The 11,992-nt window shown below is 61.9% G+C and carries 13 protein-coding genes and 1 tRNA gene; 4 read left to right on the top strand and 10 right to left on the bottom strand.

Features of this window, described 5'->3' with window-relative positions:
• Positions 1–58 precede the first annotated feature (58 nt).
• Positions 59–274 (top strand): hypothetical protein, encoded by a 216-nt coding sequence (locus C5F46_RS05875; RefSeq protein WP_328588556.1) that lies wholly within the window; start codon positions 59–61, stop codon positions 272–274.
• Positions 275–357: 83 nt separating this feature from the next.
• On the opposite strand, the gene lon is transcribed toward C5F46_RS05875, so the two are convergent.
• Positions 358–2,772: an endopeptidase La gene (lon, locus tag C5F46_RS05870; protein WP_107324433.1), complete on the bottom strand. Its 2,415-nt coding sequence runs from the start codon at positions 2,770–2,772 to the stop codon at positions 358–360.
• A 328-nt stretch (positions 2,773–3,100) separates the two neighbouring features.
• On the opposite strand from lon, the gene C5F46_RS16595 reads away from it, so the two are divergent.
• Complete coding sequence (locus tag C5F46_RS16595; protein ID WP_168796854.1) at positions 3,101–3,268, top strand: hypothetical protein; 168 nt, start codon at positions 3,101–3,103, stop codon at positions 3,266–3,268.
• A 38-nt stretch (positions 3,269–3,306) separates the two neighbouring features.
• Here C5F46_RS16595 and C5F46_RS05865 read toward each other — a convergent pair whose 3' ends face one another.
• Entirely contained in the window at positions 3,307–4,626 is a 1,320-nt protein-coding gene (locus tag C5F46_RS05865; protein WP_107324432.1) for an ATP-binding protein, read from the bottom strand.
• A gap of 41 nt (positions 4,627–4,667) precedes the next feature.
• Between C5F46_RS05865 and C5F46_RS05860 the strand changes: the two genes are divergently transcribed.
• Positions 4,668–5,567, top strand: a complete 900-nt coding sequence (locus C5F46_RS05860; protein WP_107324431.1) for an MBL fold metallo-hydrolase — start codon at positions 4,668–4,670, stop codon at positions 5,565–5,567.
• A gap of 68 nt (positions 5,568–5,635) precedes the next feature.
• Positions 5,636–5,710: transfer RNA gene (locus tag C5F46_RS05855), tRNA-Asn, on the top strand.
• 19 nt (positions 5,711–5,729) lie between these two features.
• Here the strand turns inward: C5F46_RS05855 and C5F46_RS05850 are convergent.
• The 8 genes from C5F46_RS05850 to C5F46_RS17280 all read right to left on the bottom strand — a co-directional run.
• A complete protein-coding gene (locus tag C5F46_RS05850) occupies positions 5,730–5,981 on the bottom strand; it encodes a hypothetical protein (RefSeq protein ID WP_107324430.1) in 252 nt (83 codons plus the stop codon).
• A gap of 134 nt (positions 5,982–6,115) precedes the next feature.
• Positions 6,116–7,234 (bottom strand): phage major capsid protein, encoded by a 1,119-nt coding sequence (locus C5F46_RS05845; protein WP_107324429.1) that lies wholly within the window; start codon positions 7,232–7,234, stop codon positions 6,116–6,118.
• 20 nt (positions 7,235–7,254) lie between these two features.
• Positions 7,255–8,715, bottom strand: a complete 1,461-nt coding sequence (locus C5F46_RS05840) for a hypothetical protein (protein WP_181317733.1) — start codon at positions 8,713–8,715, stop codon at positions 7,255–7,257.
• The gene (locus tag C5F46_RS05835; protein WP_107324428.1) at positions 8,715–9,071 is read right to left on the bottom strand and encodes a hypothetical protein; all 357 of its coding nucleotides are present in this window, start codon (positions 9,069–9,071) and stop codon (positions 8,715–8,717) included. The genes C5F46_RS05840 and C5F46_RS05835 overlap by 1 nt, the downstream gene beginning before the upstream one ends.
• 239 nt (positions 9,072–9,310) lie before the next feature.
• Positions 9,311–11,404, bottom strand: coding sequence for an AAA family ATPase (locus tag C5F46_RS05830; RefSeq protein ID WP_107324427.1), 2,094 nt, complete (start codon positions 11,402–11,404; stop codon positions 9,311–9,313).
• The gene (locus C5F46_RS16590; protein ID WP_168796855.1) at positions 11,401–11,574 is read right to left on the bottom strand and encodes a hypothetical protein; all 174 of its coding nucleotides are present in this window, start codon (positions 11,572–11,574) and stop codon (positions 11,401–11,403) included. The genes C5F46_RS05830 and C5F46_RS16590 overlap by 4 nt, the downstream gene beginning before the upstream one ends.
• Positions 11,571–11,801 (bottom strand): hypothetical protein, encoded by a 231-nt coding sequence (locus C5F46_RS05825; RefSeq protein WP_107324426.1) that lies wholly within the window; start codon positions 11,799–11,801, stop codon positions 11,571–11,573. The genes C5F46_RS16590 and C5F46_RS05825 overlap by 4 nt, the downstream gene beginning before the upstream one ends.
• Positions 11,798–11,992, bottom strand: a 195-nt coding sequence (locus C5F46_RS17280) for a helix-turn-helix domain-containing protein (RefSeq protein WP_412779345.1), incomplete at its 5' end; no start/stop codon positions are given. The genes C5F46_RS05825 and C5F46_RS17280, both read right to left, overlap by 4 nt.

Here is an 11,992-nt window from a genome sequence, read left to right as displayed (position 1 = left end):
CATCTTTGCGGCACGTCTTCTTGTCTCAAAGATGTAGGCTATGTTTTGTGGATATGACATGATGAAAAAACTGCTTCTCGCCTCCTGCATCCTGGCCACCACCTCCAGCCTTGCGCTGGCGGGCGGCTATTCCGCTCCGATCGTCGAGGCGGAGCCCGTTGTGGTCGAACAGGCCTCGACCAGCAACGCGGGCCTGATCGTGCCGCTGCTGCTGCTGGTGGCCATCGCCGCCATCGCCTCGTCGAACAATGACGACGAGCCTCGGCCCAAGTAAGCCACTTTCAACGTTGCGCGATGCCGCGACCACGAATCGAAAAGCGCGCCAATTGGCGCGCTTTTGATTGGTTCGGTCGCCGCTTAGTGTGCCACCTGCCCCGTGACAGCATTGGTAGCCGCCGCGTCATGGGCAGCCTTTGCTGCCGCTTCCTCGGCCTCTTCGTCCCATTCCACCGGCTCGGGCATCCGCACCAGCGCTTGCGCCAGCACTTCGCGCACATGCGACACCGGAATGATATGCAACCCAGCCTTCACATTCGCCGGGATTTCGGTCAGATCCTTGGCGTTTTCTTCGGGGATCAGCACGGTCTTGATCCCGCCGCGCAGCGCCGCCAGCAGCTTTTCCTTCAAGCCGCCAATCGGCAGCACGTTGCCGCGCAAGGTGACCTCGCCGGTCATGGCGATATCCTTGCGCACCGGAATGCTGGTCAGAACCGAAACGATCGACGTCACCATCGCCACGCCGGCCGAGGGGCCATCTTTGGGGGTTGCCCCTTCGGGAACGTGAACGTGGATGTCCACCTTTTCGAATTTCGGCGGCTTCACCCCGATTTCGGGCGCGATTGATCGCACGAACGAAGATGCCGCCTCGATCGATTCCTTCATCACCTCGCCCAGCTTGCCGGTGGTTTTCATCCGGCCCTTGCCGGGCAGGCTGACCGCCTCGATCTGCAACAGATCGCCGCCGACAGAGGTCCAGGCGAGGCCCGTGACCACGCCGACCTGATCCTCTTTCTCGGCCAAGCCATAGCGGTAGCGCTTGACGCCCAGATACCCTTCCAGGCTGTCGGGCGTGATCTCGACCGATTTGACCTTGCCCTTGAGGATCTCGGTCACCGCCTTGCGCGCCAGTTTGGCCAGCTCGCGTTCCAGGTTCCGCACCCCCGCCTCGCGGGTATAGCCGCGGATCATTTCGGTCAGCGCGGCATCGGTAACGGCAAACTCGCCCTTTTTCAGCCCGTGATTCTTGATCTGCTTGGGCAACAGATGCTGGCGCGCGATTTCGCGCTTTTCATCCTCGGTATAGCCCGCCAGCGGAATGATCTCCATCCGGTCCAGCAGCGGCCCCGGCATGTTATAGCTGTTGGCCGTGGTCAGGAACATCACGTTCGAAAGGTCATATTCCACCTCAAGATAGTGATCGACAAAGGTGGCGTTCTGTTCCGGATCCAGCACCTCCAGCATGGCGCTGGCCGGGTCACCCCGGAAATCCTGCCCCATCTTGTCGATTTCATCGAGCAAGATCAGCGGATTGGTGGTTTTCGCCTTTTTCAGCGCCTGGATGATCTTGCCCGGCATCGAGCCGATATAGGTGCGCCGATGGCCGCGGATCTCGGATTCGTCGCGCACCCCGCCAAGGCTGATGCGAATGAATTCGCGCCCCGTGGCCCGCGCCACGCTGCGCCCCAGCGACGTCTTGCCCACGCCCGGAGGGCCGACGAGGCACAGGATCGGCCCCTTAAGCTTGGCGCTGCGCGCCTGCACCGCCAGATATTCGACGATCCGCTCCTTGACCTTTTCCAGCCCGTAGTGGTCGGCATCCAGCACCGCCTCGGCCGCGGTCAGGTCTTTCTTGACGCGCGATTTCACGCCCCAGGGCAGGCTCAGCAGCCAGTCCAGATAGTTGCGCACCACCGTGGCCTCGGCCGACATCGGCGACATCGACTTCAGCTTTTTCAGCTCGGCCTGCGCCTTGTCATGCGCCTCTTTCGAGAATTTGGTGGCGTTGATCCGCGCTTCCAGTTCGTTCAGTTCCGACTGGCCGTCCTCGCCATCGCCCAGTTCCTTCTGAATGGCCTTCATCTGCTCATTCAGGTAATATTCGCGCTGGGTCCGCTCCATCTGGCTTTTGACACGGCTCTTGATCTTCTTTTCGACCTGCAACACCGACATTTCGCCCTGCATCAGGCCAAAGACCTTTTCCAGCCGTTCGGCCACGTCGAGCGTTTCCAGCAGGCCCTGCTTTTGCGACACCTCAATGCCCAGATGCCCCGAAACGAGGTCGGCCAGTTTGTCGGCCTCGCGCGTTTCCGACACCGCGCTCATCGCCTCTTCGGGGATGTTTTTCTTGATCTTGGCGTAGCGTTCAAATTCCTCGGCGACCGAGCGCAGCAGCGCCTTGACCGTCGCCTCGTCGCCCGGTGTTTCGGCCAGTTCGACGGCGCGCGCCTCGAAAAATGCCTCATTGGGCAGAAATTCGGTGATCTGCACCCGCGCCTTGCCCTCGACCAGCACCTTGACGGTGCCATCGGGAAGTTTCAGCAGTTGCAGCACGTTGGCCAGAACACCGACGCGATAGATGCCATCGGCCGCCGGGTCATCAACGCCGGGGTCGATCTGCGATGACAGCAGGATCTGGCGATCATCGGCCATCACCTCTTCCAGCGCGCGCACCGATTTTTCGCGCCCTACGAACAGGGGCACAATCATGTGCGGAAACACGACTATGTCGCGCAAGGGCAGCACAGGGTAGCTGGGTGCGAGCGTTTGGGTCATTCTTTTTCCTCTGTGGCAGGAGGGCACCGGCCCCACGCTTGGCAGCCCCGGCCCTCCCCGATCATGGCCCATATCTAGGGGCGGGGAGGCACGGGTTCAACATATCCTTCCAATCGGCGGAAAAGCCCGCGTGTGGCGATCTCTTGCCGATGGTGCAGAATGGCCGATTCCCATGGGGTCGCCAAGCGTTTACAGCGTGTCACGCGGCTGTTAACTTTTTCCCAACGTCGCCGGAACATCCAAGCGACATCGGCGGGGCGCCTGTGGAAAGTTGTTAAGATTTTGCCGCCAGACTGACGAGATGCCGACCGGGCAAGGAATCGCACCCATGCGCAACAAAATCGACGGCACGCCCCCCGTCAGAGCCACCCCGGCACCCGCGCGGACAGCGCAGCGCGTCTGGCCCTCGGGGTGGTGGCTGATGCCCGCGCTGGCACTGTCGCTGGGCGTCTGGGGCTGGTTGCTGGCCTGGGTTCTTGGCGTTTGGCGCGGCTAGCCCACTGCGGCGGGGCGCCCCGGATTACAGCGGAAAACTCAGAGTGGCAGCATCACCTCGGCCTTCAGCCCGCCCAGTCGCGTGCTTTCGCCCAGCCGCAACTGGCCGCCATGGCTGCGTGCAATCTCGGCCGCAATCGCAAGGCCCAGGCCCACACCCTGCCCCCGGTTCTGGTTGCGCGCCGGGTCCAGCCGGGTAAAGGGGCGCAGCGCCTCGTCACGCCGCTCGGGCGGGATGCCGGGGCCATCGTCCTCGACGGTAAAGCGCAATGATCGTGGCCCCAGCGCCACCGAAACCTCGGCCCGGCCGCCATAGCGCACCGCATTGCCGATCAGGTTTTCCAGCGCCCGGCGCAGGTCGCCGGGGCGAAAGGTGGCACGGCCCTGCCCCTCGATCCCGGTCAGCGTTACATCCTGCCCGGCTCTGCGCGCATCCTCGACGAGAGCGGCGGCAAACTCGACCGGGTCCAGCGTCTCGGCGGGTTCTTCCGACCCGGCATCGCGGGCAAAGTCCAGAAAGGCGTCGATCAGGCGGCCCATCTCGTCAACATCGCGTTCCAGCGCCGCAACATCCTCGTCTTCGGGCAGTATCGACAGCCCCAGCCTCAGCCGCGTCAGCGGTGTGCGCAGATCGTGGCTGATCCCCGACAACATAAGCCGGCGCTGTTCGGTTTGCCGGTCAATCCGGGCGCGCATCTCCAGAAAGGCGGTGCCCGCCGCCCGTACCTCGGCCGCGCCACCGGGCCGATAAGGCAGCACCCTGCCCTTGCCAAATTCCTGCGCCGCCTCGGCCAGCCGCCGGATCGGACGCAACTGATTGCGCAGAAAGACATAGGCGATGAAGGTCATCAACAGCCCGGTCGCCACCATCAGCACCAGCAACTGATGCGGGTTCGAGGCCGACACCCGCCCGCGCGCGAATTGCACCTGCATCGGCCCGTGCCGGGTGCCAAGCACCAGCCGCACATGGTCCAGATCCGACAGATCGACCAGCGTGATTCCCGCCACCGCCTGACGCAGCGTGGCGATCACGACGCGGCCGGAAAGGTCGTAAAACACCCGCGGATCGCCCGCCTCGGGCGCAACCGGCAGGGCCAGTTCCAGCGCAAGGGGGCCCGCCACCGCCCCGGCACGGGCCAGCGCGGCTGCCGGAGCCGCGTCAAGCGCCACCAGATCGGCCACCAGGCGCACCTCGCGCGCCATGCTCGATGTCATCTGGCGCGTGACATCCTCGAAATGGCGCTGCAAGAATCCGACCGAGACAACAAGCTGGATCGTGACCACCGGCAGAATGAGGATCAGCGCGGCCCGCCCGTAAAGCCCGCGCGGCATCATGCGTTTGAGCCAGCCGAAATCCATGCCCCAACCCTACCCGCGACGGCCCGCACAGGAAAGCCCCGATGACAGACGCCCCCCGCCCCGGCCAGCCGGTTTCCCTCGCCCCCGGCCTGCGCTGCATTCTGGCGCCCAACCCGTCGGCGATGACGCTGTGGGGCACCAACACCTATCTGTTGGGCGAGACCGAAATTGCGGTGATCGACCCCGGCCCCGACGACCCCCGCCACCTGGCCGCGATCCGCGCCGCGCTGGCGCCCGGCCAGCACATCAGCCATATTTTTGTAACGCATGCCCATCTGGACCATTCCCTCGCCGCCCGCCCCCTGGCCCGCGCCACCGGCGCGCCGGTGCTGGCCTTCGGCGGCCCCGCCGCGGGCCGCTCGGCGCTGATGGCGCGGCTTGCAGCCGAGGGGCTGACCTGCGGTGGTGAAGGGGTGGATGCCGAATTCGCCCCTGACATCTGCCTTGCAGATGGCGCTGTGGTGACGGGCGCGGGCTGGCAATTGCAGGCGCTGCACACTCCGGGGCATTTTTGCAACCACCTTTGTTTTCTTTGGGCAGGAGGCGCTTTTACGGGCGATCATGTGATGAGCTGGGCCAGCACGCTGATTTCTCCCCCCGATGGCGATCTGAATGATTACATGACCTCGCTCGACCGCCTCGCCGCAGCGCACCCACCGCGCCTGTTCCCCGGCCACGGCGCCCCGGTCGCAGCCCCCGCCGCCCGGATCGCCGACCTGGCTGCCCACCGAAGGGCGCGAACGGCCCAGATTCTGGCCGCCCTGCACGATGGCCCGGCCAACGCCGCAACCTTGGCACAGCGCCTTTACACCGACACCCCCGCGCCACTCCTGCCCGCCGCAACCCGCAATATCTTGGCACATCTTATTGATATCGCTTCACAAAAAGTTGCCATATCCGAAGGAATCCCGAGCGCCGACACCCTGTTCCGGCACTTGTGATTCACCATCAAAAATCTCACAAATCCCTCTGGACGCCCCCGATCCACCCCGCTATACAGCCCCCGTGTTCCGGCGTAGCTCAGCGGTAGAGCAGTTGACTGTTAATCAATTGGTCGTAGGTTCGATCCCTACCGCCGGAGCCAAAAATCCCAAGAAAATCAGCTAGTTAGAAGCCCGCCTCAGGCGGGTTTTCTTGCTTATTTTTCCCTTGTCACTGGATTTGTCACCGGCTTCCTTCCTGCCAAACGGGCGAAGGTTTCCAGAGGCTACGGCACGCCTGACCGCCGCCGAATCGAAGCCTGCCAAGGCGCAAACCATGCGGAAGTCCTCGCCGCGCATCCATCGCGCCGCGTCCGGGTCGTTCAGTCCCATAAACAAGACCATGCGCCACAAGGCCAGTTCCGCGTTGATCATGTCACCCCCAAGAAGAAGGGCGGACCAGCATCACGCTAGCCCGCCCAGGTTTTGCGGTGTCACCGGGAAAGGAGCAAATCGGCCACCGCCGCCGGGAAAGTGTGTCTGACTTCACCCCCCGGCCTTTCTCTTGATCACTCGCCCGCAGGCTTGACGCCCAAGACCAGCGCCTTGACCGCTTCCGGGTTCGTCAATGCGCCACCGACGCGGCGGCGGACATACCAGCGAACAAAGCCGGGCTGCGTCAACTGATCCCGGATCACGGCAAGGCCGATCCGATCCGCAATCGTGTAAGCCTGCCGGAAGTCGCCAAACAAGGCACCCACGGCCCCATCGGCAAGCGCGGGCATGTCCTCTGCCAGATTGACGGGATAGCCCATCAGCCGGTCAGGAATGGCAGCATCCAGCGACGCCTGATAGATGAAACGCCCGTCCGCATCCTTCAGCTTCCGAATGCGGTTTCGCATGGCGCGCGTCATCATCCAGCTAGCGCCGGGCAGATACGGTGCCTTTAGGGCGTCCACCAGATCGGCCAAAGGATCGGCCCCGGCAGGCATGGCAGGCAATGCGCCCGCTGCCCCGGTATAGATCGCGCCAATCGCATAGTTCGCCGGATCGGCACCCCATGCGAATTCGTCATCCGGCACCAGATCATAATCAAGGATGCCGCGCGGCTGACCTACACCGTCACCATTGATAAACGCCGCCGCTTCCTGCCGGGCGAAACGATCCGCAATCTTGCCTTGCAGCCATTGCTCCACCGGAAAATCGCTATCGTCCAGCATGTCCAGCGTCGCGCTAGGCAAAGCGTAATGCTCTGAAACTGCGATTTTGTGCCGGGTCATAAACGACGCGGCGGTGCCAGCACGAACGCCGGTTTCGCCGATCCAGTCGCTAGCGGGTTCCTCACGGTCCACCAGCACCTCGATTTCGTTCTTTGACGTGGCGATGACCGAAGCAACCGCACGCATCGGGCTGGACTCTCGCACAAGGGCAAAAATCCGATCATTCCAATCCGAACGAACGCTGACGCCTTGACCGTCAGACGTGACGGAAAGCGCCTTTGTTTCGCCGTTGCGGAAATAGGCACCCATGGCCTTCGCTTCCGCGCCAAGCTCACCGCCCAGATCGCCGGTGACACGCCCGCTGCGCTTGATCGCAAGAATTTCGCGCTCAAGCCCGTTGAAACGACCTTGGATCGTTTCGTTCAGTTTCTCGACGGTCTCAACCGCCGCTTTCAGTTCAGTCTGCATTTGATTACCTCATCGGTTTTTCAATGAAAGCCACCGATGATGCCGCGCAGCGTCACGCTGACCGCCTCACCGTTTTGATCCAGCGTCACGCTGTCCAATCCATCGTCAAGGAAACGAATGCGCGCCTGCGCTTCCTTCCTCGCCATTTGTGCAACCACCCCCGCAACCGCATTGGCCCGGTCATCGTGACCGCCGGGCGGGTGATCAATCATGTCGCGCCCGCTGCGCGTTGTCCTGCGCTCTAGGGCTGTCAATTGCTTTGCCACCACTTCGCAGGGCGGCAATTCCACCGCGCCAGCATTCAGGGCAGGCGCAAGCGTTGCATAAAGTTCGCTACGCACCCCGGCTGCCGCCTGATAGCGTATCCCATGCCGGGCAAATTCAGTCGGCACCCATTCGCCCGCGTATCGGTCGCCCGCAACTTGCGTAATCCCGTATGCCTTCAACGTCGCCGCGTAATCCGCGCAAATCGCTGCCGGATTTCCCTTTCGGCCCCGGACCAGATCAACCACAAGCGCCTCGCCCTCGCGATGACCAATAGCCAAGGTGAATTCGTCCGCGCCGCCGCCGGTCGGATCAACAAAGCCCACATAAGACACTCCCGCACGCCTTGGCAGTTCCAAAGGCCCGGAACGCTGCGCAGCCTGCACTTGTTCCACCTTAAGAAACGCCTCTATGTCGCTGCGAAACTGCGCAAAATACTCCGCAGACGCCCGCGCCGCATCGTCTCGCATGGCGTCATCAATAACGCGCTGCGGTAATGTCGGGTTCATCGTCAGGCTAGGTGCCTGCGCGACCAGCACGCGACCAGCCTTGCCGAAATGCTGCCGGTGCGCATCCCATAGAACGCCGCGCCGGGCATAAGGTGACGAAAGGCAAATCAGCTTGCCGCCAAGCGTTGCCAATGCAGGGCGCAAGGCTGCGATGATTTCCGCATCAGGTGACGCGCCTTCCGATTGCCAAAAGGCCACCTCATCGCAGATCGCCGCCGCTAACGTGTAACCGCGAACGGATCGGAAAGACGCGGTGCCAACCTCGATTGCGCAACGGTTTGTCAGTTCGATCCCGGTTTCCGTCTCGCGCTGCACCATGGGCCGGATCATCGGGTGATCGCACATGCCCCGCACATAGCGAAGCAAGGTTCGCGCCTGTGGCCTATCGGCTGCAATTAACATCACGGTCGCAATCTCGCCCGGTGCCAGCTTGGCCCGGTGATCCTGAAACGCTGCCTCAAAGACCGCCACAAGCGCCGCTGCATGGCTCTTGCCGCCGCGCCTACCTACCACTAGCCAAAGTTCATCATGCGCCTGTGTGGGCGTCTCTGCGCGTCCTGTAAGGGCAAGGAAGGATTGCGCCTCATCATCGGTCAACGGCAAGCCATAGAAGCCGGAAAGAAGCGCCCGCCATGCTGCGAAGGAAGGCCCGGCGAAGGTATCGCCGAACAAGACAGGATCGGTCATTGCGTCGCGGATCGTGACCATTAGCCCGCCTCCGCTTTCCGCCGCAGATAGCTTGACAGATCGGTGACGTCCTTTGCCTTGCGTTCTAGGCCAAGCGTTCGCCAAAGACCTAGCAGGGCATTGCTAGCCTGTGTCCACCGGCCCGCGTCAAACTCTCGCCCTTCCGCTAGTTCGCGCTCTTGCGACGCTAGCCAATACTCTGCCCACAAGGCCCGTTCGATCAAAGACCGCTGCGCATAGGACAAGGAAGCCTCACCGCCCAGATCGTCGCAAACGGTCAGATAACGCGCGGCCATGTCGCGGCCCAAGGCGGTGCGCATGTCCAGCCCGGCAATCCAGCCTTGCGAGTATCTTTCCGGTGCCTGTTGCGCTTTCATCTGTGACAAATCCAGTGACAAATCGCCATGTAATCAGCCCATACCGTTGATCTAAATGGCGTCTTTCGATCATGGCAATTGATAGAATATCACTTACCAGCCAAAGGGCCAAGCCTTTTTAGAATTGTTCTAAGGTAGGCTGCCCCGTGCTGCCGATCGGTCACGCGGGCAGATTGTCCCGCTTGTCCCGCTTTCATCATCACATCAACGCCCAGTCGGTGCGGGACACGGGACATGCCTTAAGCATTTGTCCCGTTTGTCCCGCTAATATCCGCTTCTGCATCGGGACATTCTTCAATTTGTCCCGCTTTGTCCCGCTTGTCCCGGTGTAACTTTACGCCAAGGATGATCGCCGGATCGGTGGACATATAGACGTCATCCTTGGCCGTCATCCTGCCCATTTCGACCAGATCGCGCCGGACACGTTGAAATGCTTTCTTCTTGGCGTCTGCGGTATCGCCGGTGTGTTTCGCATAGAAGGCGGCTCGCCAATCCTCCAACTGGACGCCTAAGAAGCCTTCCTCGCCCCATAGGCCCGCCGCCGCGCCTGCGGTTTCGTATGTGCTAAGGGCTAGCCTTTGGGTCGGGCTTAGCTTCTCGATCCTCTCCGGCGCGTCTGTGGCAATTAGGACGGCGCTTTGTGCCATGCCGTCCAGTTCGATTTCCTGAAAGCGAAAGAACAAATCCCTAGGCGGTTCTGCATCCTTCATCTTTGTGTTGATCAGGCGCATTTCCGCGCCGTCCTTTTCCACGCGATACTCGCAATCCAGCGCCCCCTTTAGGGCCATGGCCCCGCGCGCCCGTTGCTTTTCCGCATGGCCCGAATGGTGAACGATCAAGACGGCGCAACCCGGAAAACGGGCTTTCAATTGATCCACCGCCGCCACAAAGACGCTCATGTCTTGCGTGTTGTTCTCATCGCCTGCGCCGAAGTTCCGGGCCAAGGTGTCGATGATAATCAACGCCGGTGCGCCATGTTGTGCGGCCAGATCGGCCACGGCTTCCGCTACGGCTGTTGCGCTTGCCTCATCCATTAGCTGCGCGGCCCTTTCAGACTTGAAGAGGGGAACGCCGGTAAGTGGCACCTGTCGGGCTTGGCTCCACGCTGCAAAGCGCCGCGCAAGCCCGTTGTGGCCTTCACCTGCGATAAAGAAAACCGATCCTTGCTTTGTGTCCCGCCCATGGAAACGGGTTCCTGTGGCGACTGACAAGGCAATGTCCACGGCCAGAAACGACTTGCCGCAACCCGGATCGCCAAAGATCAGACCCAGGGTTTCCGTCTCGATCAGTTCGCCGATGATGTATTCAGGCGCGCGGAATTTCAGATCGGCCACCGGCACAAACTGAAACGCGGGCGGCTTGGGCTTTGGCGGGTTCTGTTGCCCCTGTGGCGCGTTGTTCTGCCCCGTGGGCGTCTGACTTGATCGGCCACGATACTTGCGCGCAATGGCGCTTAGATCGGCCCCATTGGCCCGCGCAAGGCCCGGGACGGTCGCCCAATTGGTCCCGCCGCTTGTGTCAAAGCCCGCCCATTTGGCGGCGACTTCGCCGGGCTTGTATTTAGTGCCTTGTGCTGACCAGCTTTCCGCGATGGAAAGCCCCCCTTGTGATCCGCCTGACCATTCATGCAGGCCCATCAAGACGGAAAGCCAATCGGCATAACCGCAATCCGGCGGGATGTAGGACAAGAGTTCGGCCACCTCATCCGCGCAGGCGGTCTTGTCCCGTGTCATGTCATATGATCCGGCGCGCGGTGTCGCTTGCTCTGACAGTTTCGGCGCGGGCTTTTTCGGCCCGTATGTCTCCGCCACCCATGCGAGAAAGTCTTTAATCTCCGCCTCGGAAACGACTTGCAACGCTTCTTTGACGCCAAGGAAGCCGTCTAGCGGGTCCAGGCCGTGCCAATGGTAAGGCTTGCCGGTGTCGGGATGCAGGCCATACGCGACGAATTGCTGACCATTGGAAAGGATTTCGACTTTGTCCTTTTCGCCAAGATCGGGCAGTTTCACTTCTTGCTTGCGGGCAAAGTCACTTGCCACAAGAAAGCCGGTCTTTGGCGCAAGGCCGGTGCGCTGCAATCCGCCCGGATGCCTGCGCATCCATTCCGCCACAATGGCCGCGCTTGCCTCTGGGTGCGTCACATCAATATCGACAAAGGCGACGCCTTGGCCCGTCTTGATCCCGACGCTTGGCGTCTGCGCGAAGTCTGTGGGTGTGAAGTCTTCATCGGTCCACCCGGTCGGGATTGCGCGCTTGCCTCTGCAAGGCACTGGCCGGTATCCGTTTTCAATCAGGCGGGCGGCAATCTGCGCCGGTGTCTGTTGATTGCTCATTCCTGCTCATCCTCCGGACGGAGATTCAGATCTTTATCCAAACGGGCGAGGAAGGCTTTTCGGTCCGCATAGGATAGCTTTGGCCAATTGTTGACCAGCCAGATTTTCCGGACGACGTCCGGGCGGATCGGACCAGTCAAAAGTTCGGGTGACTTTTTGCGCTTGGTCATTGCATGGCCTCGCCGGGCGGCAATACCACGTCACGCTCGATCACATCGGCAAGGTCGCGGAAGTAATCAACGGCACCAACCGGCCCGCGTGTAGCCAAGACGATTGCGAGTGCTGCCGAAACTATGCCCTTTTCCGCGTCCGCCTGTGACGCGGCACGCAAGGCGATAAAGGCCACGGCAGCTTGCACCTCGCGCGAATTCAGGCGGGTATCTGCGGCGGCCATCATTTCCGGCCCCCGGCTGCGCGCGGCTGCTCTTGCTCATTGGCAATTAGCCAAGTCTCAATCGCTGCTCGCCGGTAATAGATTTTCCGGCCCAAACGGATAAAGGCAGGCCCGGTGCGCAATGCGCGTTCGCGCTGCACTGTCCGGACGGAAACGCCCCTTGCGGCGGCATATTCGGCTTCTGTTACCCCGGC

It is taken from the genome of Phaeovulum veldkampii DSM 11550, from assembly GCF_003034995.1.
GTDB classification, from domain to species: domain Bacteria; phylum Pseudomonadota; class Alphaproteobacteria; order Rhodobacterales; family Rhodobacteraceae; genus Phaeovulum; species Phaeovulum veldkampii.
The sequence above is the reverse complement of the archived record's forward strand: the minus strand, read 5'-3'. Positions and strand labels throughout refer to the sequence as shown.

What these genes read in the sequence shown, in the direction of transcription:
- C5F46_RS16595 (WP_168796854.1), top strand. Translation starts at nt 3,101, where the DNA reads ATGCGCAACAAAATCGACGGCACGCCCCCCGTCAGAGCCACCCCGGCA.
- C5F46_RS05825 (WP_107324426.1), bottom strand. Translation starts at nt 11,801, where the DNA reads ATGATGGCCGCCGCAGATACCCGCCTGAATTCGCGCGAGGTGCAAGCT.
- C5F46_RS05865 (WP_107324432.1), bottom strand. Translation starts at nt 4,626, where the DNA reads ATGGATTTCGGCTGGCTCAAACGCATGATGCCGCGCGGGCTTTACGGG.
- C5F46_RS05850 (WP_107324430.1), bottom strand. Translation starts at nt 5,981, where the DNA reads ATGATCAACGCGGAACTGGCCTTGTGGCGCATGGTCTTGTTTATGGGA.
- C5F46_RS16590 (WP_168796855.1), bottom strand. Translation starts at nt 11,574, where the DNA reads ATGACCAAGCGCAAAAAGTCACCCGAACTTTTGACTGGTCCGATCCGC.
- C5F46_RS05830 (WP_107324427.1), bottom strand. Translation starts at nt 11,404, where the DNA reads ATGAGCAATCAACAGACACCGGCGCAGATTGCCGCCCGCCTGATTGAA.
- C5F46_RS05845 (WP_107324429.1), bottom strand. Translation starts at nt 7,234, where the DNA reads ATGCAGACTGAACTGAAAGCGGCGGTTGAGACCGTCGAGAAACTGAAC.
- C5F46_RS05840 (WP_181317733.1), bottom strand. Translation starts at nt 8,715, where the DNA reads ATGGTCACGATCCGCGACGCAATGACCGATCCTGTCTTGTTCGGCGAT.
- C5F46_RS05860 (WP_107324431.1), top strand. Translation starts at nt 4,668, where the DNA reads ATGACAGACGCCCCCCGCCCCGGCCAGCCGGTTTCCCTCGCCCCCGGC.
- lon (WP_107324433.1), bottom strand. Translation starts at nt 2,772, where the DNA reads ATGACCCAAACGCTCGCACCCAGCTACCCTGTGCTGCCCTTGCGCGAC.
- C5F46_RS05875 (WP_328588556.1), top strand. Translation starts at nt 59, where the DNA reads ATGATGAAAAAACTGCTTCTCGCCTCCTGCATCCTGGCCACCACCTCC.
- C5F46_RS05835 (WP_107324428.1), bottom strand. Translation starts at nt 9,071, where the DNA reads ATGAAAGCGCAACAGGCACCGGAAAGATACTCGCAAGGCTGGATTGCC.